Below are 21,375 nucleotides of genomic sequence, written 5' to 3' on the forward strand. Positions count from 1 at the left end.
GGAAAGTGTCAGGGCCGATCAGCCGGCCATGTCCAGCGCTTCGACCGGGTCGTCGCGTTTGGATCTCGCCGCCTCGACCAGCGCGCGAAAGAGGTTCAGATGGGCGGGCTGGTAGAACAGATGCTCAGGATGCCACTGCACCCCGACTGCAAACCGACGGCCCGGATCCTCGATCGCCTGCACCATGCCGGACTGATCGCGCCCGGTGACACGCAGCCCCTGCCCGAGGCTGCTGACCGACTGACTGTGCAGCGCGTTGACCTTCAGCTCAGGCACCCCGAGGATACGCCGCAGTGTGCTGTTGTTGGTGATCGTGACCTTCTTGCGGGGGAGCACTGTCTTGTAGTTTTCCAACCCGTAAAAGGCATAGGCATCCTGATAGAGCGCGCCCCCGCGGGCTACATTCAGCATCTGCGCCCCGCGACAGATCCCCAGAAGCGGAACATCCTGTTGGGTTGCCTGCCGCACGATATCAGCCTCAAGCGCGTCGCGCTCGGGGTCCAGACGGACTTCCGGCATGATCTGCCCCTTGTAGAGCGTTGGGGCGATGTCGTCTCCGCCACCGATGACCACACCATCCACCTGCGCCAGATCGGCGGCGCGGCCGCTTTGCCAGCGCACGGCGCGGCCACCGGCCAGCCAGATGTTCAGGGCCATCAGCGGAAAGATCCGCCAGCCGCTGCGGCGCGAGACGGTAACTGCAATGACCGGTTTCATGCGGCATCTCCTCGTGCTGCGGTGTTCAGGACGTCGGCCGCGTGTTTGGCCCATTCGCGGTTCAGCAGCTGTTCGCTGCGCGGGCGGCTCCGCCAGGCCTTGATCAGCGGGTCGAGCCGACCGTCGCGGGCGATCTGTTCCAGCTCGGCCCAGCGGTTCCATTCCTGGCTGATGGACCACCCCGGCTGCCCCAGACGGCAATCCGGCAGACGGTAGTGATAGGCCGGACGGGCGGCGGTTTTGTCATCCTCGCCCAGCGCGGCGCGCACGCGATCGGGCGCGTAATCGGCCAGCAGTGGCAGCAGATCCAGCGCGTGGTTTCTATCCGCCGCATGGTCGAGATAGAGGTCGCAGAGCGCCTCCATCGTCTGCGGCGGGTGCTCACAGAGGGCATCAATCAGCGCCGCCGGATAGGGCGCGATAAAGGGCTGCACCCGGCGCGACACGTCGATGCCCGGACTGCGGCGCAGCACCGGATCCAGCAGAGCAAAGGCGGTAAGCACCGGGACGATGTGATCTGCCGTCATATCCGCTACTTCGACATTCAGATGTACGCCAAAGCCGTTCAGCACGCCGTCCTGCGTGCCCGTGGCCCCCGCCTCTGCCAGTTTGGAACACAGCCGATCCAGCTGCGGCAGCTGCGATTGCGCCAGCGGCGGGGTCACGATTTCAACAGGGATTAGCGGCTCCGCGAGGGAGAAAAGTGCCTTGCCCAGCCCGTGGACTTCGGTCCGGTAGCGGCTGTCCAGATAGACCTCGACGTCGCCCAGACGGGTGTTCTTGACATGAGGCTTGGGGCCGTCGGTGTCATCCTGCGCATGGATGTCGCCGCCAAGTTCGCGCTGGACAATGTCCTGCGCCTCGGCGGCGGAGAGGCCACCGAACTCGATCTCGACGCCGACCTTGCGATCATCGGCGGCGGTGCGGGCCCCAGACATCTGCGGCAGCGATTTGACAGCGTCCTGCGCATCCGCGCGTCCCGCCGACCGGCCGTCAAGGGGAGAGGCAAAACCCGCCTCGGTACTCAGATCACTTTCCAACATAATGGGCTCCGTGCTCGCTCACAGACCCAACGTCACCGATGCAAAAATGTTCCACCCCTGCGGGCGCGGGCAGGATCCTCTCACGTTTTTTACGCTGCTTTGTTGATCGGGCGATCGGTCGAAATCCGCCGCGGGACAAGACAGGCCCCGTCGGATTAGAAGTCAGATCAACAGCATCCAGAGGCCGACAGCCGCCAGCAGCAGGGCAAACCCCCGGTTCATCCGGCGCGCCCGATCATCGCGGAAGATCCATCGTGCAAGCCCCTCGCCGATCCATGTCCAGATCGAAAACGCCACCAGATTGTTCAGCGTGAAGATCAGCGTGATGATCATGACCAGCCCCAGCTGTCCCGAAAAAAGAAGGGGCGCTGCATCATCGGCGGTGCGCGCAGGATCAGCGGGCGCCAGAAACTGGCTGAACATCACCGCAATGATCACATAGGCCTTCGGGTTCAGCAGCAGCAACACCACACCATCACCAAAGCGCGCTGGTCGCGCCTGTGCCCCTGAGGCCGCCCCGTCGGCGCACCACATGCCCCAGGCCAGCCACAGGACATAGGCCGCCCCGGCCAGCGTCAGCCATCGAAACGCCTCCTGCGAGACCGCCTGAGCCAGCAGGGCGCTGGATCCGATCAAGAGGGTCACCAGCGCCGTGGCGATGTGATAGCCGGCCGTGGCCGGGATCGTGGCGCGCATCCCGAACCGCGCGCCGTTGGCGGCAAAGAACAGATTGCCCGGTCCCGGGCTATAGGCCAGCGGGAACAGAAACACGAGCAGGGCAAGCGTCGTCTCAAGGGTCATATCAGCCTCACATGGCAATGCTGATCCCGACCTAATTGCACCGGCCATGGGTCGCGACCCGGATCCTGCGCATAATATTGCGGTCTGCGGGAACACTCCGCCCGGCTGCGGCGTTCTTTCCCTGTCTCCCGGCGGCCAGAGCCCTGGCGGGGAGGCTCAGCCCAGATAGGTCAATCAACCGGAGAGCCGCTATGCCATCCATCTATGACGCCATCAAACAGGACCATGACGCCCACCGCGAGTTGCTCGCCTCGATCGAGGACAGCAAGGTTGAGGCGCGCGGCGCCCTCTGGAAACGCTTCTACGAGGATGTGAAAAGCCACGCCGCCGCCGAGGAAGAAACCTTCTACTCAAAGCTGATCAGCCAGACCTGGGGTCAGGATGCGGCCCGCCATTCCGTGCATGAGCACCAGCAGCTCGACGATCTGATGGAAGAGCTCAACGTGATGAAAATGTCCTCCGACCTGTGGATGAGCAAGTTCCAGCAGCTGAAGCACGACTACGAACACCACATGGAGGAAGAGGAAAACGAGGTGTTTACCCGGGCCAAGGAGATCATCTCCGATGAGGAGATCGAAGGCTATGGCACACGTTTCCAAAAGCGCAAGGAAGAGGAACGCGGCCTGATTGACGAAAAACGCGAGGACAGCCTCGAAGACTGACGGCAGCGATCCCGGGCAGCCCGGCGTCAAGCCCGACGTCCAGCCCGGTGCAGGGAGGCAGATCCGGGCGGGGACCTCTCGGCGCCGCGCGCATCATACCGCCGACAAGAGAGAGCCGGCCGCCGCGCGGCTCTCTCTGTTATCTATCCATGAGAGCCTGCGGGTCGGCGGGCAGGACCGCCTCGGCCTTCAGCGGCGATCAGAGCTGTCGCGCAACCGCCAGCGTTGCCATGGCGGGCAGCGTCAACAGCTCTTTCGCCTGCGCAACCCGCGCCTGCGTGTAGTACCCCGGCTCGTGCAGGATATTGATGGTCGCGGCCAGTTCCCCCTCCAGCAGAACCGGCAGGTTGATCACCGCGCCACAGCCCAGCGCGCCGATCAGCTCAGCGTCGGGAAACACCGCGTCGATCTCTTCCAGCGTATTCGCAACGAAACTGCGGTGCTGACCGTGGACGATATCGAACCAGCTGTTCATCTCGATCGGTTTGGTGCCGGAGGTCGGGTAATTCACACTGTCGTCGGTATAGGTGCGACAGGCCAGCATCGCGCCCATATCCACCGTCATCACGGTGAACAGCTTTGCCCCAACGGTGGCCTTGGTCAGCGCGCAGATTGCATCATAGGCCGCCTCGGCCGTTGTGGCGGCGGCCAGCGCGTTGGTGAAATGGCGCAGCGCCTCGGCGGAGGCATCGTCTGTTCGGCGGCTGCGCATGTTATCGTCGGGCATCGGGTCTGTCCTTTGGCATGGGGTCGGGTCTGCTGTCGTGATTGATGGTCAGTCCGGCAGCTGTTACACGGTCAGCTCCGCGCCACCGCTGGCGGCATAGAGCGCCTGAGTATAGGGATCGCGAAAGGCGCCGTCATGCAGCGCCTCTGCCGGGGCGATCTCGACAATGCGCCCCTTGTTCATCACCGCCATACGGTCACACATGAAGCTGACAACCGGCAGGTTATGGGTGACCATCAGATAGGTCAGCCCCTGCGCATGGCGCAGCGCCTTCAGCAGGTTCAGGATCTCCGCCTGCACGGACACATCCAGCGCCGAGGTCGGCTCATCCAGGAGCATCACCTTGGGCTCCAGCATCAGCGCCCGCGCAATCGCGACCCGCTGGCGCTGCCCACCGGACAGTTGATGCGGATAGCGAAAGCGGAACCGCTGGTCGAGGCCAACAGCGGCCAGCACCTCTGCGACGCGGGCGTCACGCGCGCCGATGCCATGCACCCGCAGGGGCTCCCGCAACACCCAGTCGACCGGTTTGCGCGGGTGCAATGATCCGTAGGGATCCTGAAACACCATCTGGCAGCTTCGCGAAAAGGTGCGATCAATCCCGTGGCTGCGCGGCTGGCCCAGAACCGAGATCTCGCCGGTCCAGTCAGGCGCAAGCCCGGCAATCGCCTTCAGCACGGTGGATTTGCCAGATCCGCTTTCGCCGACCAGGGCAAAGCTCTCCCCCTCGGCCACATCCAGGGTGACGCCCTGCACCACCCTCGTGTCGCCGTAGGAAATATCGAGGTTTCTTAGAGATATCGCTGTCATGTGCCACTCCAGCTTGACCGGTCGAGCACAGGCAGCGTGTCGCGGGTTTCCTTCATCCGGGGCACCGCTGCCAGCAGACCTTGGGTATAGGGGTGGCTGGCCTTGTGCAGATCAGCAGCGGCGCAGCTTTCGACCACGCGGCCGGCATTCATCACCATGATCCGGTCGCAGTAGCGCGCCACCAGATTGAGATCATGGCTGATCAGGATCAAGCCCATTCCCTTGTCCCGCACCAGATCGTCGATCAGATCCAGCACCTGCGCCTGTACCGAGACATCCAGCGCCGAAGTCGGCTCATCCGCGATCAGCAGATCCGGGCGCGGGATCAGCATCATCGCGATCATCACCCGCTGCCCCATGCCGCCCGAGACCTGATGCGGATACATCTGCGCCACCAGTTCGGGGTCGTTGATGCGCACCGCCTCCAGCATCTCCAGCACGCGGGCGCGGGTGTCGCGGCGGCTGAGACGTTCGTGGACATCCAGCGCCTCGGCGATCTGTGCGCCGATGGTCATCACCGGATTGAGCGAGAATTTCGGATCCTGCATGATCATCGAAATCCGCGCGCCGCGGATATTGCGCATCTGACGTTCGCTGAGTGTTTGCAGCTCCTGCCCCTCCAGCGCCAGCCGGTCCGCCGTCATCTGGCCCGGGCGGCGGATCAGCCGCAGGATCGCACGGCCGGTCATGGATTTGCCCGATCCGCTCTCGCCCACGATACCCAGGCGTTCGCGGCCCAATGTGAAGCTCAGCCCCTTGACCACCTCTACCCGCCCCTGGGGTGTCGGGAAGCTGACGCGGAGGTTGTCGACCTCCAGCAGGGGTGTGGACGTGGATTGGCTCATGACTTGCCCCCCTGTTTGGGGTCCAGCACATCGCGCAACCCGTCACCAAGAAAACAGAAGCCAAGGCTGACAACGATGATGGCAATGCCGGGCATGGTCGCCACCCACCATTGGTCCAGAATGAACACCCGCCCGCGCGAGATCATCGCGCCCCATTCCGGCAGCGGCGGCTGCGCGCCCAGACCCAGAAACCCAAGACCCGCCGCCGTCAGAATGATCCCGGCCATATCCAGCGTCACCCGCACGATCATCGAGGAGGTACAGAGCGGCAGCACGTGGTGCAGGATGACCCGACTGTGTGAAGCCCCCAGCAGGCGCGTCGCGGCGATGAATTCGGCGTTGCGGAAGGTCAGTGTCTCGGCCCGTGCGATGCGGGCATAGGCAGGCCATGCGGTGATCGCGATGGCGATGATCGCGTTTTCGATCCCCGGCCCCAAGGCGGCAACAAAGGCCAGCGCCAGGATCAGCTTGGGCATCGACAGGAAGACGTCCGTGATCCCCATCAGGATGCGGTCGATCCAGCCGCCGAAATAGCCCGAAATCGCCCCGATGATCAGCCCCAGCGGCGCCGAGATCACCGCCACCAGCGCCACGATCATCAGCGTGATGCGCGCTCCGTAAACCACGCGGGAGAAGATATCGCGCCCCAGCTCATCGGTGCCCATCCAATGGGCGGCAGAAGGCGGTAACAGGCGCGAGGACAGGTCCTGCCCCACCGGGCTATGCGGCGCGATCCAAGGCGCCAGCGCCGCTGCAAGAATAAGGATCGTGATGATCAGTGCCCCCAGCACTGCCAGCGGGTTGCGCATCAGCGCCAGCGTCATACGATAGGCGCGCCCTGCGGTGGCCTGGGTCCGTGTGGTGGGGGAGTCGTCCAGCAACCAGTCGCGGCTCAGCATCACAGGCTCCTTGGATCAAGAACCCGGTACAGCACATCCGAGATCTTGTTGATGAAGATGAAGACCGCGCCAATCACCAGCGTCGAGCCAAGCACGGCGTTCATATCCGCATTCAGCAGCGCCACGGTGAGGTAATTGCCGATGCCGGGCCAGCTGAACACCGTCTCAATCATCACCGACCCTTCCAGCAGAGCGGCATAGGAGAGGCCGATTACCGTGATCAGCGGCACCCGGATCGGTTTGAACCCATGCACCCAGATCACTTTCCATTCCGGCACGCCTTTGACGCGGGCGGTGGTGATGAACTCCTGACTGAGCTGGTCCAGCATGAAGCTGCGGGTCATGCGCGCGATATAGGCGAGGCTGAAAAACCCGAGGATGGCCGCAGGCAGCACCAGATGCGAGAGCGCGTTCCAGAACACCTCGGTGTCGCCGACCAGCAGACTGTCCACCAGCAACAGGCCGGTGACCGGCTCAATCAGCCCATCATAGAAGATATCGACCCGCCCCGGTCCAGCGACCCAGCCCAGACCCGCATAAAACACCGCCAGACCAACCAGCCCCAGCCAGAAGGCGGGCACCGAATAGCCCAGCAGCGCAAAGACGCGAATGATCTGATCGACCCAGGTGCCCTGACGCGCGGCGGCCCAGACGCCCATGGGCACGCCCATCATCACACCAATCAGTATGCCCAGCGTGGCCATCTCCAGCGTGGCGGGAAACACCCGCGCGAGGTCGGACACGACGGGCCGGTTGGTGGAGACGGAACGCCCCAGATCGCCCTGAAACACATCCCCCACATAGGATAGGAACTGGATCACCAGCGGCCGGTCCAGTCCCATGGCAACCCGCGCCGCGTCATATTGATCCTGTGTCGCGCGGTCGCCGACCACGGACAGAACCGGATCAATCGGCACCACACGGCCAATGAAAAACGTGATCGCCAGAAGCCCGAGAAAAGTCAGCGTCGACACGATGGCAAAACCGGCAAGCCCCTGCCCCCAGCGCAGAATTGCGCGCCGTCTCTGTGCTGCTCTGGTCAAGATATCCTGCCCTCCACATGGTCGATCCGCACCGCATCCGATCGGCGGACGGTCGGCGCGACACCATCAGGCATAAATATTATTTTTCTCGATAGCAAAATTTTTTTGCTTCACAATAATTTTTTTCTTAAGCTGCCCGAAGCAAGCCCAAACCGAGAGCCACCGATGACCCCTGCCAGCCCTGCCGCCAAACCCGCCAAGACCCGCAACAGCACGGGGCCGATGCTGGGCGCGCTGATCCGCAAGCGGCGCAAGCAGATGGGGCTGACGCTTCAGGCGCTTGGTGATACCGCCGGGGTGTCGGTGGGCTATCTGAGCCAGGTGGAGCGCGACAACGCCACCCCGACGCTGGGCACGCTGGCGCAGATTGCCGCTGCGCTGGAGGTGGGGCTGGAGTATTTCATCGCCACGCCCAAGCCGTCGGATGCGCTGACGCGGGCGGCAACGCGCACGCAGTTTTCACTGGCGGGATCGTCACTCACCTATGAGGCGCTCGGCGCGCAGTTTCCGGGTGCGGAGCTGTCCAGCTACATCCTGCATGTCCCGCCCGGATACGTCTCCGAAGAGGTCAGCCACGAGGGCGAAGAGATGCTTTATGTGCTGGAGGGCGAGATCGACCAGTCGCTGGACGGGCAGGTGTTCCGCCTTACCGCCGGCGACAGCCTGCATTACAGCGGCCTTACCTCACATTCCTGGAGCAATCCGACCGAACAGCCCGCGCGGCTGTTGTGGACCGGCACGCTCAGCGTTTTGCACAGCAAGAATACCCCCAACCTGCCGTGACCCGGATCGCTCCCCAGTGGGCAGAGCCGATGCGGCAAACAACAAGACATCAAAACAGGGAGACTGACATGAACCTCGTGAAATCCGCCTTGCTGGCCAGCGTGATGGCCCTGCCCTTGGCGAGCGGCGCTGTTGCAGACACGCCCGCCAATGCGCTGATCGTGGCGCAGAACATCGACGATATCGTCGCCATTGACCCCGCACAGGCCTATGAGTTCACCTCGGGCGAGCTGGTGACCAACCTCTACGACCGGCTGGTGCAATATGACGCCGAGGATCCCACCGTTCTGGCGCCGGGCCTTGCCAGCGCCTGGGACATCGACGCGGCAGCCAAGACCATCCGCTTTTCCCTGCGCGATGATGCGGTGTTCCACTCGGGCAATCCGGTGCGCAGCGAGGACGTGGTGTTCTCGCTTGCCCGGGTGATCAAGCTGAACCTGACCCCCGCCTTTATTCTGGCGCAGCTGGGCTGGACGGCGGAGAATGTCGATCAGATGGTCACCGCAGATGGCAATAGCATCACCATCAAATACGAAGGCGATTTCTCACCCGCCTTTGTCATGAACGTACTGGCCGCCCGCCCCGCCTCGGTGGTGGACAAAGAGGTGGTGATGGCCAATGCCGTGGACGGCGACATGGGCAATGGCTGGCTGAATGAAAACGCCGCAGGCTCCGGCCCGTTCAAGCTGCAGGGCTACCGCCCGGCGCAGATGGTGCGGCTGGCGGCAAACCCCGCCTATTTCAAAGGCGCGCCGAAGATGGAGAGCGTCATCATCCGCCATGTGGCCGAGGCGGCGACGCAGGAACTGCTGCTGGAATCCGGCGATATCGACATGGCGCGCAACCTGACGCCCGATCAGATCCGCGGCTTTGACAGCGACGCCATCAAGGTGGAGACCTACCCGCAGGCCGCGGTGCATTTCCTGTCCTTCAACCAGAAGACCGACAGTCTGACCGATCCGGCCGTCTGGGAGGCCGCGCGCTATCTGGTGGATTACAAGGGGATGACCGATACCATCATCAACGGCCAGATGGAGATCCATCAGGCGTTCTGGCCCAAGGGCTTTCCCGGCTCCTACGATGAGACCCCGTTCGGCTATGACCCGGAGCGGGCCAAGTCCATCCTCAGCGACGCGGGGATCAAATCCCCGATCACCGTCTCGCTGGATGTGATCAACGCAGCCCCCTTTACCGATATGGCGCAGTCCCTACAGGCCAGCTTTGCCGACGCGGGGATCAACTTTGAAATCCTCCCCGGCACCGGCAGCCAGGTGATCACCAAATATCGCGAGCGCAGCCATGAGGCGATGCTGCTCTACTGGGGCCCGGATTTCATGGACCCGCATTCCAACGCCAAGGCCTTTGCCTATAATTCCGACAACTCGGACGACAGTTATGCGGCGACCACCACCTGGCGCAACGCCTGGGCTGTGCCGGAGGAGATGAACGCCAAGACCAAGGCTGCCCTCACCGAGGCAGATCCTGAAAAACGGCTGGAGATGTACCGCGAATTGCAGGCCGAGGTACAGCAAAGCTCCCCCATCGTGATCATGTTCCAGGCGGCCTATCAGGTGGCGATGGACGCGGATGTCTCCGGCTATGTGAACGGTGCGACCTCTGATTTTGTTTTCTACCGTCTGGTGGAAAAGAATTGATCCCCGGCGCCCCCTGGTGCCTAGGCCTGTCCCCTGTCTGACGGGGGCAGGCCGCTCGGGGCCGGTGCTGACATGAGCCGGCCCCCTTTTTCCAATGTCGACCGCAATCAAGACGCCCCGCCCCTCACAACCGGGCGCGCGGCAGGAGCCAGATAGATGACAACGCCCCCCTATGCAGACCGGCTGAACCGGCTGCGTCACCGCATGACAGAAACCGCCAGCGATCTGGTGGTGCTAGGCCCCTCCAGCCATATGATGTGGCTGTCGGGTGTGAACCCCCATGGCGACGAACGCCCGGTGATGCTGATGGTCAGCCAGAGCCATGCGGGATTTCTGATGCCGGCGCTTAATGCTGATGCCGCGCGCACGGCAACCGACCTGCCATTTCGCTGCTGGTCGGATGACGAAGGCCCGGATGCGGCCCTTGCCACGCTGCTGAGCGACTGCGATGCTACAGCTGGCGGCCTGTCGGTGGTGCTGGATGAAACCATGCGCGCCGATTTTGCCCTGCGGGTTTTGGATGCGATGGACGCGCCCAGCCGCCGCTTTACCGATGATACCGTTGGCCTGCTGCGCGCGATGAAGGACGCCGCAGAATATGACGCGCTGAAGGCCGCGCATCTGTTGAATGATGCTGCCGTGACCGAAGCGTTCTCCCGTCTCGAAGAAGGCATGAGCGAGCTGGATGTGCAGGCGATCCTGCATGAATATTACAAGGCCCATGGCGCCAGCGCGGAATTCACCATCGTCGGCTTTGGGGCCAATGGCGCCTTCCCGCATCACCACACCGGTGACACAAGGCTGAGCCGCGATATGGCTGTGCTGATCGACACGGGATGCCGTCTGAATGGCTACCCCTCTGACATGACCCGCTGCGGCTGGTTCGGCACACCGGAAACGGAATATGAGCAGGTGTTCGAAGTGGTCGAGGCCGCGGTAAAGGCAGCTGTTCAGGCGGCAAAACCCGGCGTGCGCGCCAGTGAGGTCGACCGTGCCGCCCGCGATACCATTGCCGCAGCCGGCTATGGGGCGCACTTCCTGCATCGCACCGGCCACGGGCTGGGCATCGACGTGCATGAACCGCCCTATATCACCGCGACATCGGAGGTTGAGCTGCGCGCAGGCAATGTGTTCTCGATCGAACCGGGGATTTACCTCAAGGACCGTTTCGGCGTGCGTCTGGAGGAGATCGTGATCCTGCGCGAAGATGGCGCCGAGATCCTGTCAGAGATGCCCCGCAGCATGCAGCGGCGCTGACTGATCAGGCTCCGAAAAAACGGTCGGCGCCCCGGTTTCTGGTGGCACCGATCAGACTTCGCTCTCCAGCAGCTCGTCGATCAGAGACAGCAGCTCGATTGGTTCAAAGGGTTTGGTCAGCGAGGCCGTGGCCCCAAGATCACGTGACGTGACCAACAGATTCTCCAGCCCCGGGGCTTTGGTTGCACCGGACATTGAGATAACCGGCGGGATCTTGTGGCCCTCTCGGGCACGCCCCTGCAGGAAGGCAAGCAGGATCACGCCGCCATCCGGCACCGCACGGTTGTTTTTCTTTACGATCAGATCGGCGATTACCAGATCGAAGTCATATTCATCGTATTGAGCAATGGCCTGAGTTGCGTCCGCGCAGAAGATCGGGAAATGCCCGGCCCGCTCCAGCGAGACCTGCAACAGGTCGGCAAAAACCTCGTCGTCTTCGAGAACCAGAAGATTTGCCATCGCATTCCCTTTTCAAACGGACCAGTACCACATAACTGCGTCGAAACGCCGACCGGATTGCTGATGTTTCCCATGCCGCATCGGTTTTAACGGCCAGCCCGGGATTGATCAATTGTGTTGGCTGCGACAATTCGTTTTGATTGCAACTGTTGGTCGGTTTGATCCGACATTGCGCCCGGACAGGTGGTAGCCTGACGGCATCGGACCGGCGATATCAGGCGGGCAGCATCAGGCGGGCAGAGGCAAGGCGGAGCGTTCGAGACATGATCAGACAGGTTTGGCGCGGCGTGGCCTTGCTGGCGGTTCTTGCCATAGCCCCGCCCGTGTGGTCGCAGCAGGCCCCGGAGCCGTTACGGATCGGTGTGCTGCCGATCCCGCCTTTCGCGCAGCTGGATCCTGATGCGCAGGCAACCGGGTTCCTGGTTGAGCTCGCCGAGGAGATCGCGGGCGAACTCGGCACCGGCATCACGCTGGTTCCGCTGTCCACCAGCCGCGAGTTCGTCGAGTCACAGGCCACTGGGCGGACCGATATGATCGCGGGCATTGCACAGCTGCCCGCACTGCGTGACACCAATGTGTTTTCCCGCAGCATTTCGCGTGAAACCCTGCGCCCGATGGTCCGTATCGCACAGGCGCAATCCCTCTCGACCACCTCGCTCAGCGGCAGGCGGGTGGGCATCGTGCCCCCGGCTGTCGGATCGGAGGAGCAGGCCTTTCTCGCGCGCAACACGGCCGTGGAGTTCGAGTCACCCGAGGCCGCAATCATGGCGCTGCTGTCAGAGCGGGTTGACGCCGTGCTGATCCCGGAGCCCGTCGCTTTCAACATCGCGAAACTGGCGTCCGTTGATGGCCGGGTCAGCTTCCTGAACCCGCCCTTGCGGCAGTTCGAGAGGTTCATCGCCCTGCATCAAAGCCGTGCCGACCTGCTGCCTGACATCGAAGCCGCGCTAGATCGGATCGAAGGCGACCGTCGACTAGATAATCTGCTGCGCAAGTATTTTCTGGACATTCCACTGCCCGCCCCCGAGGTGCTTCGCGTCGGCGTGCGCCACGCGCCGCCCTATCAGGTGATCGAACCGGATGGCAGCTTTTCAGGTTTTGGCGTCGAGACCCTACGCGATCTGGCAGGGCGCACCGGGCTGAAACTGGCATTCCACAGCATCAGCGACGACGACTGGCGGCGTGGGCCGCAGTCGGACACCTACGATATCCTGCCCGCCGCCAGCATCACGACCGAACGTTCTGCAAGGATGGATTTTGCCCATCCCATTCTGGCCACGGATCAATCCGTCTTTACCCGTCCGGCGGATGCCGCAGAGCTGAGGCGGCCCGAGGATTTGCAAGGGCGCCGCATCGGCCTGCGCTCAGACAACGCAGCCGCGATCGCGCTGGCAACCGCCAATGGCTGGACCATCGTTGCGATGGCAGAGGCCAGGGACCTGCTGGCGGCGTTGCAGGATCGGCGGATCGACGCGGTGATCTATCAATCTGACACCCTGCCCCTGGCGGCGGCGCGATGGGGCGATCCTGAGAGCATAACCGAGGCGCTCCCCGCGCTGCTGACCACGGAACGCGCCGCCGCGCTGCGCTTTGGTCTGGGCGAGATCCGCGACAAGCTGGATCTGGCCCTGCCGCAATATCTGGTGTCCGCCGATTACGCCGAGCTGCGCCGTCAGTATTTTGAACCGGCAGTGTTCTGGACCTCGGACCGGCTTGCGCTGCTGGGCTATGGCCTTGTGGGCGGTGTTCTGGGCCTGCTGGGTATTCTTGGCACCGGCCAATTGCGCGCCCGACGCCGCACCGCCGCTGAAAAGGCCAGACAAGCCGCTGAGGTGGCCGAGATCCGCGACGAGCTGGAAACCGTACTGAATGCCGCTACCAGCGGTATTGTCGCACTGGATCGCGACGGCCAGATCATTCGTATCAACCGCCGCGCCCGTCGCATGTTGGGGGGTGTCTCGCAACCGGTGCCCTTCGCCTGGCCGCAGGACATCGATTTTCTCGACAGTGAAAGCAACACCCCGCTTGAAGACAGCGCCGACCCGATCCGCCGCGCCCGCTCAGGCCATGTGTTGACCGGCGAAACCCATCTGCTGCGCCGCCACGCCGACAGCGAGGACTATCGCTATGTCCGCGTCACAAGCGCCGTTCTGGACAATGAGGAACACGGTATCTCGCTGGTTCTGGTGATCGACGATATTTCCCGCGAAGAACGCAACCGACTGGCAAGCGAACGCAAGAATCGGCTGGATGCCCTCGGCCAGCTCACCGGCGGGATCGCCCATGATTTCAACAATCTGCTGGCCTCCATGCTCTACGCCGTAGAACTGGCGCGCAGCTCCGAGACGCCGGACAGCAGGGCGCGGTTTCTCAACGTTGCAGCTGGCGCAATCGACAAGGGCCGCGCGCTCACAGCTCGGCTGCTGGCCTTTGCCAAACGCCAGCCGGGGCTTGCCATGGCCAAACCTGTCGATGAGGTTTTTGCAGATTTCGAGGAGCTGATCGGCTCCATGATCGAGGAACGGATCCAGCTCGCCTGCGATCCGGTTGACCCCGGATTGCGGGTCTATTGTGATCCGGCCCAGCTGGAAACGGCACTGATGAATCTGGTGCTGAACAGCCGGGATGCGATACTGCACAGCGGTCGCGGTGACAGGATCACACTGACGGCCCGCGCGGTGCTCTCGACCGACGACGACCTAGACGCGGACCAGAGCGATCATGACAACAGCGCCGCACCCGGCTCAGAACCCGGCATCTATCGCTACGTGGAACTGTCGGTCACCGACAATGGCCCCGGCATGGACGAGGCAACGGTGGCCCGCTGCACCGACCCGTTCTTCACCACCAAAGGCAGCGTTGCGGGCACCGGGCTGGGCCTGTCGATGGTCTACGGCTTTGCCCGCAATGCCAATGGTGATCTCAGGATCTATTCCGAACCCGGCATCGGCACCACCGTGCAAATGATCCTGCCGCGCGGGACCGAACAGGGCGAGCGTGAAGCGCCCGTCAGCGACGGGGCGGCGATCCGCGGCAATGGCGAGACCATTCTTCTGGCGGAGGACGAACCCGAGCTGCTGTCGATGATGAGCGGCGTGCTGGAGGAGCTTGGCTATCAGGTGCTTGCGACGTCATCGGCGCAGCAGGCGCTGGATCTGGCAGGGCGTGAGGCGTCTATTGATCTGCTGCTGACCGATGTGGTGATGCCGGGCTCCATCAGTGGTTTTGAACTGGCCCGCTGCATCCGCGCCCTGAGACCGGGCGTCCCGGTTGTCTACACGTCGGGCTACATCGGTTTCACCGCCGCCGAGATGGGCCCGGTTGAGGCCCCGCTCCTGCAGAAACCTTCGCACCCGCACGATCTGGCAGCCACCGTGGCAGCCGCACTGGGGCGGGGCGCCACCGCCTGAGTGCCCGCCCCAGCAAAGCACCACCCGGCGCTCGATCCCGACACGCATAGGCCTGTCATAAGCTGAGGCAGGCAACCACCGCTGCCTGCCTCAATGGATCGCAGTTGATCTACATTTGCCGCGCCTGATATGGCCGCTCATGCCCGTGGCGTTGAGCTGGCGCTAGGCCCGGGCGGCGACAGCGCCCGGTTCCGGCCGCGCGGCGGCTTCTGAGGGGGCCATCGACGGGCGCACCCATCTGAGCCGCAGCGCGTTGGTCAGGACAAAAACGCTCGACAAGGCCATCGCCCCGGCGGCCAGCACCGGCGACAGAAGCGGTCCACCGAACGGGTAGAGCACCCCCGCTGCAACCGGGATCAGCAGGGTGTTATAGCCAAACGCCCAGAACAGGTTCTGACGAATATTCTTCATGGTCCGCTGCGACAGGTTGAACGCATTCACGACCCCGGTCAGATCGCCCGACATCAGGACAACATCGGCAGCTTCGATGGCGACATCGGTGCCAGTGCCAATGGCGATGCCAACATCGGCGGCAGCCAGGGCGGGCGCGTCGTTTATCCCATCGCCGACAAAGGCCAGTTTGCCGCTCCCCATGCGCAGATCGTCCAGCGCGGCAACCTTGCCCTCGGGCAGCACCTCGGCCACCACATGATCAATCCCGAGATCCGCAGCGATCGCTTTTGCGGTGACCTCATTGTCGCCGGTGATCATCGCCACCTTCAGCCCAAGCCGGTGTAGCTCCGCGATGGCCTGCGGGGTGGTGGGCTTTACTGGGTCGGCCACTGCGATCACGGCGGCAATCTTGCCGTCGATGGCGGCAAAGAGCGGTGTTTTCCCCTTGCCCGCCAGCGCCCTGCCCTGCTCGGCGAGGGCGCCAAGTTCCACGCCGTCCCGGACCATCAGCCTGTCGGCACCAACAAGCACCTGATGCCCGTCAACCTCCGCCCTCACCCCATAGCCGGTGATGGACTGAAAGGATGTCGTTGCAGGTATCTGAAGCCCGCGCGACTGGGCGGCTTGCACGATGGCCTCGGCGATCGGGTGTTCGGAGTGCTGCTCCACTGCGGCAACCAGCGCCAGCACATCGGTTTCCTGCCGGCCCTCCGCCAGTCTCAGATCCGTAAGCGCCGGTTTCCCCGCTGTCAGCGTGCCGGTCTTGTCCAGCGCCACAACGGTGGTTTCCTGCAGCATTTGCAGCGCATCGCCCTTGCGGAACAGGACACCCAGTTCTGCGGCGCGCCCGGTGCCAACCATGATCGAGGTTGGCGTGGCCAGCCCCATCGCGCAGGGGCAGGCGATGATCAGCACCGCAACACCCGCAACCAGAGCCAGGCTCAACGCCGGATCCGGCCCGAACAGGAACCAGATCGCAACCGTCAGCGCCGCAACCGCGATGACAGCAGGGACGAACCAATGTGTGATCCGGTCCACAAGTCCCTGAATAGGCAATTTCGCACCCTGCGCCTGTTCCACCATGCGGATGATCTGGGCCAGCATGGTGTCGCTGCCGACCTTCTCTGCCCGGAACGTCAGCGCACCTGTGCCATTGACGGTCGCACCGACGACCTGCGCGCCCTCGGTCTTTTCAACCGGGACCGGTTCGCCGGTGATCATGCTTTCGTCGACATAGGAGGCCCCGCTGAGCACAACCCCGTCCACGGCGATCTTTTCCCCGGGGCGCACATGCACGGTATCGCCCGCCACGATGTCGTCGATTGGCCGTTCCACGACCCTGCCGTCACGTTCAACCCGCGCGGTTTTTGCCTGCAATCCCACAAGTTTGCGGATCGCTTCACCGGTCCGGCCCTTGGCCCGTGCTTCCAGCAGACGACCAAGCAGGATGAGGACAACGATAACCGCCGCCGCCTCGTAATAAACATTGGCGGTGCCCGTCGGCAGGACATCGGGCGCAAATGTGGACACCAGAGAAAACCCGAAAGCGGCCGAGGTTCCCAGCGCAACAAGCGAGTTCATATCCGGTGCCCCCTTGAACAGCGCCGGGAAGCCTTTGGTATAGAACTGCAAGCCCGGTCCGAACAGCACAATCAGGGTCAATGCAAACTGGAGGTAATAGCTGGTCTGCAACCCGATGGTAGAGGAGATCAGGTGGTGCATCCCCGGAATGACATGGCTGCCCATCTCGATGATGAACACCGGCAGGGCAAGCGCCGCGGCCAACAGGGTGCGTCGTGCCAGACTGCGGATTTCCTCCGCTTTCCGGTCCTGCTGGTCAGACATCTCCGCCGATTTCACCTGCGCCGGGTAGCCCGCTTCGGTGGCGAGGGCTGCAATTTCTGCCGGGGTGATCGCCGCCGCCGCATAGCGGATCGTGGCCGTCTCTGCCGCCAGATTGACGGATGCGGTCAGCACACCATCACCGCTCTGCAATGCCCGCTCCACACGACCGACGCAGGACGCGCAGGACATATCCGCAATCTCCAGCGTGACTTCCTCGGTTACGGCGGGATAGCCTGCCCCCGCCAGAACATCGGCCAGATCCGCAGCCGTGACTTTTGCATCATGGCTGACGCGGGCGCTTTCGCTCGCCAGATTGACGGTCGCCTCCGACACACCGGGGACGGCCGCCAGCGCACGCTCCACGCGGCCCACGCAGGAGGCGCAGTTCATGCCCGTAATTTGAAATCGGGTAGTAAGATTTTCCGTCATGACAACACCAATAAACTCTATGTTGCTGCTGATGTAGGGTCTCCAGCGACTGGAAGGTCAATACCAGAGTTGCAGTTTTTCGCCCTCACCGGCAATACGCCCAAAGCGGCACTGGCCCGCCGGTGCAGACACCTCCCCCCATTAACCGCACCAGCCAAGGGTCTGGCCGGAGCGGTCTGTTCTGCTGCGGAGGTGTTTCGTCATCTGACACGCAGCCAGGTCTTCATACCGGCGGCCTGATGCGAAAGCATGTGACAATGCAGCAGCCAGTCGCCCGGATTATCCGCGATAAAGGCGATTTCGCGGGTTTCCTGACGTGCCATCAGCAGGGTGTCCTTCAGCGGGCCGAAACCTCCGTCTGGCAGCACCTCCTGGAAATGTGTGCCATGCAGATGGATCGCATGGGGAAAGGCGGTGTTGTTCTCGATGGGGATCCGGATGATTTCGCCTCTCTCGGCTGTCACCATCGGTTCGGCCGGCAACCCTGCCTCGCCATTGAATGTCCAGATCTGCCCGGCCGCGACCAGCTCGCGCGATGTCAGCAGTTCCCCCTTGTAACGGCCCTGGCGCAGACCGCCCATCGCGCCTCCCTCCATGACCAAGGGAACACTGCGCGCCTCTGTCAGACTGTCCAGCCGTGTGACCGGATTGTCCGGCAATGCCGCAACCGCGCCGCGCGCAGCGTCGGCATGACGGCCGCTTACGTCGATCTCCTGCAACAGATAACCGGTCTCGCCTTCATGGAGAACGATCTGGACGTTCTCACCCGGTGCCGCCGAAACATCCGCGATGATATCCAGCCGTTCCGCCGGCCCCAGAACCATGATGCCGGGATCCTCGGGGGTTTGCAGCGGCATCCCGTCGCGGGCGACAATCCTGCCGGTCACGCCACGCAGCGATACCGCCATGATCCTGTCCGTCGCCACATTGACGAGCCGCAGCCTGAGGCGCTGATTTTGCTGAACCTCAGAGACCTGCGGCGTCAAGGCGGCATGGATGAAATTGCCCAGCCGCCCCGCGTGGGTCCAATCGTGCATCGCGCCGAAATCATCGGTGATCTGCGCCGTCTCGCTCAGACGCCAGTCATCAAGGACAACCACGATATCCTGGTCAATATCCGGGGCGTCGGCCTCATCGACAACCAACACGCCGTAGAGCCCCCGCGCCACCTGTTCGGTCGACTGATTGTGCGAATGATACCAATAGGTCCCCGCATCCCTCATCGGAAATTCATAGAGAAACCCATCGCCGGGCAGGACGGCATCCTGTGTCATTCCGGGCACGCCATCCATGGCATTGGGAACCCGCAGCCCATGCCAATGTACGGCTGTTGGCTGCGGCAGGCTGTTGGTCAGGCGGACCTGCAGCAGCTCGTCCTGGCGGGCACGGATGAGGGGGCCGGGCACGGTGCCATCAAACCCCCAGACTTCTGTCTCCGGGTGGTCGCCAAATTCCGGCGGCACCAGCTGCACGCGGCTTGGTCTCGCTTCAAGAAGGCGCGGCGCGGCAGCCGCAGCGCTGGTCCGGGGCCAAAGCGCCATGGCACTGGCGCCCCCCAGGAATTGTCGGCGGTTAAGGATCATACCGTCTCTCCTTCTGTCTCTGGAACTGCTGTTCGGCGCGCTCATCACGCACCGGGCTGGTCATCAAGCAGGTAGGTCGCCATGGCCCTGCGGTCCGTGTCGGTCAGGAATGCGGTTCCATATAGGACAACTTCGCCCATCGTCCCGCCAAAGACGTCGCCATCCGGCATCACCCCCGTACCAAGGGCATAGGCCAGGCTGTCGACGCTCCAACCGCGTGCCAGAAGAGATGGGGGATCAATGGCAGGTGCCTTTCCTCCCCCCGGCAAGACATCATTGCCCTTGAAACGTGCGGTGCCCGTCTTCCGCGCGCCGAGCAGATTGCGGCCCGTATGACAGGCGCCACAATGCGCGGCCCCCTCGACCAGCAGTCGACCACGTGACCATAGATCATCCTTTCCGGCGACCGGATCTGTCCGCGGCGGTTCAAGAAACGCCAGACGCCAGAGCTTCAGCCCCCATCGCTGGTCGAAGGGAAACGCCATTTCCGGCGGCCTCGATGGCTGCGCCACCGGGGGAACGGTCTGAAATGCCGCCCAGAGATCGGCAATATCCTGATCGGTGAAATTGCCGTAGAACGGGTAGGGAAACGCCGGATAATAGGGCTGCCCCTCTGGAGACACGCCTTGGCGAACAGCCTTGGCAAAGACGTCGACCGTCCAGCTGCCCAGCCCATGATCGCGATCCGACGTGAGGTTGGGCGCGTAGAGATCCCCGAACGGCGTTTCGATCTTCGCCCCACCCGCAAGCGCTGCGCCACCGTTGGAAAAATCTGTATGGCACGCAATACATCCCGACGCCCTTGCCAGATAGGCTCCGCGGGCGACGTCGCCGTCCAGATCAAGCGCACTCGGCCTCGTGCCGATCGGCCAGGCCGCCACCGCGGCAAGCCCGGCCGACACCGTCACCGAGGCGGCAAGGAGATAACGAAACATATGTCTCCCCCTCTCACTCTTTACGAAAACGGGTGTGACAGGCCGAACAGGTTTGGCTCAGCATGGTGAAGACAGCATCGGCAGGCATCTGCTGCAGGGCCTCGGCGCTTCGTGGTCCCCCCATCATCTGACCGCCCATCATGCCTCCTGCTCCCATCGCAGTGGCCCCCATCATCGCCCCGCTCGACATCATTCCCGTCCCCTCGGCACCGGCCATCATCAAGCCGTTCTCGGCCGCCAGGGCCAGACCTTCGGAATAGGTCTCCAATTGCAGCGCAAGATCGGCAAACCCCTCCCAATCGGCCCAAATCTCGGGTTTGGCGTCTGAGGGATGCCCGTCGGTTCCCTTGGGAAACAGCCCCGTCAGGACCTCCCCTGCGTGGGTCTGAATTGTCTGCGCCTCTTCGCGAACCACCGCAGCATCATAGGGCGTCTGCCCCTGCATCATCGGCGCCAGCAGCTTCATGCTGGCTTTCATGGCATCCATGCCATCCATTCGTTCTTTTACAACGCCTGTGGCGCCGCTATGCGCATAGGCAGCCACGGAAATGAGCGACGCCAATGCAGCGCCGGTAAGCAGTTTGGAACATGTCATCTTGTTTTCCCGATTGAGGTCCAGAATGCGCGTCACATGCGCAGGATCAGTCTTCAGGACCGGCCACGCGGCGGCGGTGGTTCAAACCCGGTGATGGCCAGCGGTCGCAGCAGCATCAACGGCAGATCAGGACGAAAGTTCCGCGGATCGGGCTGCATCGACGGCCAGCTGCCCAACAGAACCGCAACCCCACCACAAAGCGAGCTGCCATGACAATGATCCGCAGGGCGGCTACCCGCCACATCTCGATCCATGTCCTGAACCGAGACCGCGATCTGCACCTCCCCGCTGGCACCATGGGCCTCTGCCCGATTTGCCGAAAGGACGAGCGCCGCTATCAGCAGGCAGGCCGCCAGCAGCACGGAGCCGATTGCCGATCTGGCCCCGGTTGCAACTCCGGCTCCGGTTTCTACTCTGGAAAAGAGGCACAAGGCTCCGTTCATCCCATTGTCGCGGCCAGGTTCAGCGGCTGAAACAAAGATGC

19 protein-coding genes are annotated in these 21,375 nt (G+C 63.2%); 5 read left to right on the forward strand and 14 right to left on the reverse strand.

Annotation, left to right across the window (positions count from 1 at the left end; translation table 11 throughout):
• Positions 1-18: 18 nt before the first annotated feature.
• From VWY34_RS06765 to VWY34_RS06775, 3 genes are all read right to left on the reverse strand, one after another.
• Positions 19-717 (reverse strand): gamma-glutamyl-gamma-aminobutyrate hydrolase family protein, encoded by a 699-nt coding sequence (locus VWY34_RS06765; RefSeq protein ID WP_416543006.1) that lies wholly within the window; start codon positions 715-717, stop codon positions 19-21.
• Positions 714-1,760, reverse strand: coding sequence for an amidoligase family protein (locus VWY34_RS06770; RefSeq protein ID WP_416544698.1), 1,047 nt, complete (start codon positions 1,758-1,760; stop codon positions 714-716). The genes VWY34_RS06765 and VWY34_RS06770 overlap by 4 nt, the downstream gene beginning before the upstream one ends.
• Before the next feature lie 162 nt (positions 1,761-1,922).
• On the reverse strand, positions 1,923-2,561 hold the full coding sequence (locus VWY34_RS06775) for a LysE family translocator (RefSeq protein WP_416544699.1): 639 nt from the start codon (positions 2,559-2,561) through the stop codon (positions 1,923-1,925).
• 191 nt (positions 2,562-2,752) lie between these two features.
• Between VWY34_RS06775 and VWY34_RS06780 the strand changes: the two genes are divergently transcribed.
• A complete protein-coding gene (locus VWY34_RS06780) occupies positions 2,753-3,223 on the forward strand; it encodes a hemerythrin domain-containing protein (protein WP_340547486.1) in 471 nt (156 codons plus the stop codon).
• 199 nt (positions 3,224-3,422) lie between these two features.
• On the opposite strand, the gene VWY34_RS06785 is transcribed toward VWY34_RS06780, so the two are convergent.
• From VWY34_RS06785 to VWY34_RS06805, 5 genes are all read right to left on the reverse strand, one after another.
• On the reverse strand, positions 3,423-3,950 hold the full coding sequence (locus tag VWY34_RS06785; protein ID WP_416544700.1) for a GAF domain-containing protein: 528 nt from the start codon (positions 3,948-3,950) through the stop codon (positions 3,423-3,425).
• A 63-nt stretch (positions 3,951-4,013) separates the two neighbouring features.
• Positions 4,014-4,760 (reverse strand): ABC transporter ATP-binding protein, encoded by a 747-nt coding sequence (locus VWY34_RS06790; protein ID WP_416544701.1) that lies wholly within the window; start codon positions 4,758-4,760, stop codon positions 4,014-4,016.
• Positions 4,757-5,605: an ABC transporter ATP-binding protein gene (locus VWY34_RS06795; RefSeq protein WP_340547489.1), complete on the reverse strand. Its 849-nt coding sequence runs from the start codon at positions 5,603-5,605 to the stop codon at positions 4,757-4,759. Before VWY34_RS06795 ends, VWY34_RS06790 begins: the two co-directional genes overlap by 4 nt.
• A complete protein-coding gene (locus VWY34_RS06800) occupies positions 5,602-6,504 on the reverse strand; it encodes an ABC transporter permease (RefSeq protein ID WP_416540923.1) in 903 nt (300 codons plus the stop codon). Before VWY34_RS06800 ends, VWY34_RS06795 begins: the two co-directional genes overlap by 4 nt.
• On the reverse strand, positions 6,504-7,478 hold the full coding sequence (locus VWY34_RS06805) for an ABC transporter permease (RefSeq protein ID WP_416558540.1): 975 nt from the start codon (positions 7,476-7,478) through the stop codon (positions 6,504-6,506). Before VWY34_RS06805 ends, VWY34_RS06800 begins: the two co-directional genes overlap by 1 nt.
• Before the next feature lie 234 nt (positions 7,479-7,712).
• On the opposite strand from VWY34_RS06805, the gene VWY34_RS06810 reads away from it, so the two are divergent.
• The 3 genes from VWY34_RS06810 (at position 7,713) to VWY34_RS06820 (ending at position 11,242) form a co-directional block, all read left to right on the forward strand.
• Entirely contained in the window at positions 7,713-8,330 is a 618-nt protein-coding gene (locus tag VWY34_RS06810) for a helix-turn-helix domain-containing protein (RefSeq protein WP_416544702.1), read from the forward strand.
• A gap of 68 nt (positions 8,331-8,398) precedes the next feature.
• Positions 8,399-9,985 (forward strand): ABC transporter substrate-binding protein, encoded by a 1,587-nt coding sequence (locus VWY34_RS06815; protein WP_340547492.1) that lies wholly within the window; start codon positions 8,399-8,401, stop codon positions 9,983-9,985.
• Between the two features lie 156 nt (positions 9,986-10,141).
• Positions 10,142-11,242, forward strand: a complete 1,101-nt coding sequence (locus tag VWY34_RS06820) for a M24 family metallopeptidase (protein WP_416558541.1) — start codon at positions 10,142-10,144, stop codon at positions 11,240-11,242.
• A gap of 51 nt (positions 11,243-11,293) precedes the next feature.
• Here VWY34_RS06820 and VWY34_RS06825 read toward each other — a convergent pair whose 3' ends face one another.
• Positions 11,294-11,701, reverse strand: a complete 408-nt coding sequence (locus tag VWY34_RS06825) for a response regulator transcription factor (protein ID WP_340547494.1) — start codon at positions 11,699-11,701, stop codon at positions 11,294-11,296.
• Between the two features lie 263 nt (positions 11,702-11,964).
• On the opposite strand from VWY34_RS06825, the gene VWY34_RS06830 reads away from it, so the two are divergent.
• The gene (locus VWY34_RS06830) at positions 11,965-15,111 is read left to right on the forward strand and encodes a transporter substrate-binding domain-containing protein (RefSeq protein WP_416544704.1); all 3,147 of its coding nucleotides are present in this window, start codon (positions 11,965-11,967) and stop codon (positions 15,109-15,111) included.
• A gap of 162 nt (positions 15,112-15,273) precedes the next feature.
• Here the strand turns inward: VWY34_RS06830 and VWY34_RS06835 are convergent, their stop codons facing one another.
• From VWY34_RS06835 to VWY34_RS06855, 5 genes are all read right to left on the reverse strand, one after another.
• Positions 15,274-17,778: a heavy metal translocating P-type ATPase gene (locus VWY34_RS06835; protein WP_416544705.1), complete on the reverse strand. Its 2,505-nt coding sequence runs from the start codon at positions 17,776-17,778 to the stop codon at positions 15,274-15,276.
• A gap of 200 nt (positions 17,779-17,978) precedes the next feature.
• Positions 17,979-19,361, reverse strand: a complete 1,383-nt coding sequence (locus VWY34_RS06840; protein WP_416544706.1) for a multicopper oxidase family protein — start codon at positions 19,359-19,361, stop codon at positions 17,979-17,981.
• Positions 19,362-19,405: 44 nt separating this feature from the next.
• The gene (locus tag VWY34_RS06845) at positions 19,406-20,296 is read right to left on the reverse strand and encodes a c-type cytochrome (RefSeq protein WP_416544707.1); all 891 of its coding nucleotides are present in this window, start codon (positions 20,294-20,296) and stop codon (positions 19,406-19,408) included.
• Between the two features lie 13 nt (positions 20,297-20,309).
• A complete protein-coding gene (locus VWY34_RS06850) occupies positions 20,310-20,891 on the reverse strand; it encodes a c-type cytochrome (RefSeq protein ID WP_416537573.1) in 582 nt (193 codons plus the stop codon).
• A 53-nt stretch (positions 20,892-20,944) separates the two neighbouring features.
• On the reverse strand, positions 20,945-21,375 hold a 431-nt coding region (locus tag VWY34_RS06855), incomplete at its 5' end, for a hypothetical protein (RefSeq protein WP_416544708.1).

This window comes from Phaeobacter sp. JH20_02 (assembly GCF_048056915.1).
In the GTDB taxonomy this organism is placed as follows: Bacteria; Pseudomonadota; Alphaproteobacteria; order Rhodobacterales; family Rhodobacteraceae; genus Phaeobacter; species Phaeobacter bryozoorum.

Bases quoted from the DNA above. Each gene is read 5' to 3' on its own strand.
- VWY34_RS06830 (WP_416544704.1), top strand. From the start codon at position 11,965: ATGATCAGACAGGTTTGGCGCGGCGTGGCCTTGCTGGCGGTTCTTGCC.
- VWY34_RS06765 (WP_416543006.1), bottom strand. From the start codon at position 717: ATGAAACCGGTCATTGCAGTTACCGTCTCGCGCCGCAGCGGCTGGCGG.
- VWY34_RS06840 (WP_416544706.1), bottom strand. From the start codon at position 19,361: ATGATCCTTAACCGCCGACAATTCCTGGGGGGCGCCAGTGCCATGGCG.
- VWY34_RS06835 (WP_416544705.1), bottom strand. From the start codon at position 17,778: ATGACGGAAAATCTTACTACCCGATTTCAAATTACGGGCATGAACTGC.
- VWY34_RS06845 (WP_416544707.1), bottom strand. From the start codon at position 20,296: ATGTTTCGTTATCTCCTTGCCGCCTCGGTGACGGTGTCGGCCGGGCTT.
- VWY34_RS06820 (WP_416558541.1), top strand. From the start codon at position 10,142: ATGACAACGCCCCCCTATGCAGACCGGCTGAACCGGCTGCGTCACCGC.
- VWY34_RS06780 (WP_340547486.1), top strand. From the start codon at position 2,753: ATGCCATCCATCTATGACGCCATCAAACAGGACCATGACGCCCACCGC.
- VWY34_RS06770 (WP_416544698.1), bottom strand. From the start codon at position 1,760: ATGTTGGAAAGTGATCTGAGTACCGAGGCGGGTTTTGCCTCTCCCCTT.
- VWY34_RS06810 (WP_416544702.1), top strand. From the start codon at position 7,713: ATGACCCCTGCCAGCCCTGCCGCCAAACCCGCCAAGACCCGCAACAGC.
- VWY34_RS06795 (WP_340547489.1), bottom strand. From the start codon at position 5,605: ATGAGCCAATCCACGTCCACACCCCTGCTGGAGGTCGACAACCTCCGC.
- VWY34_RS06800 (WP_416540923.1), bottom strand. From the start codon at position 6,504: ATGCTGAGCCGCGACTGGTTGCTGGACGACTCCCCCACCACACGGACC.
- VWY34_RS06825 (WP_340547494.1), bottom strand. From the start codon at position 11,701: ATGGCAAATCTTCTGGTTCTCGAAGACGACGAGGTTTTTGCCGACCTG.
- VWY34_RS06775 (WP_416544699.1), bottom strand. From the start codon at position 2,561: ATGACCCTTGAGACGACGCTTGCCCTGCTCGTGTTTCTGTTCCCGCTG.
- VWY34_RS06850 (WP_416537573.1), bottom strand. From the start codon at position 20,891: ATGACATGTTCCAAACTGCTTACCGGCGCTGCATTGGCGTCGCTCATT.
- VWY34_RS06785 (WP_416544700.1), bottom strand. From the start codon at position 3,950: ATGCCCGACGATAACATGCGCAGCCGCCGAACAGACGATGCCTCCGCC.
- VWY34_RS06815 (WP_340547492.1), top strand. From the start codon at position 8,399: ATGAACCTCGTGAAATCCGCCTTGCTGGCCAGCGTGATGGCCCTGCCC.
- VWY34_RS06790 (WP_416544701.1), bottom strand. From the start codon at position 4,760: ATGACAGCGATATCTCTAAGAAACCTCGATATTTCCTACGGCGACACG.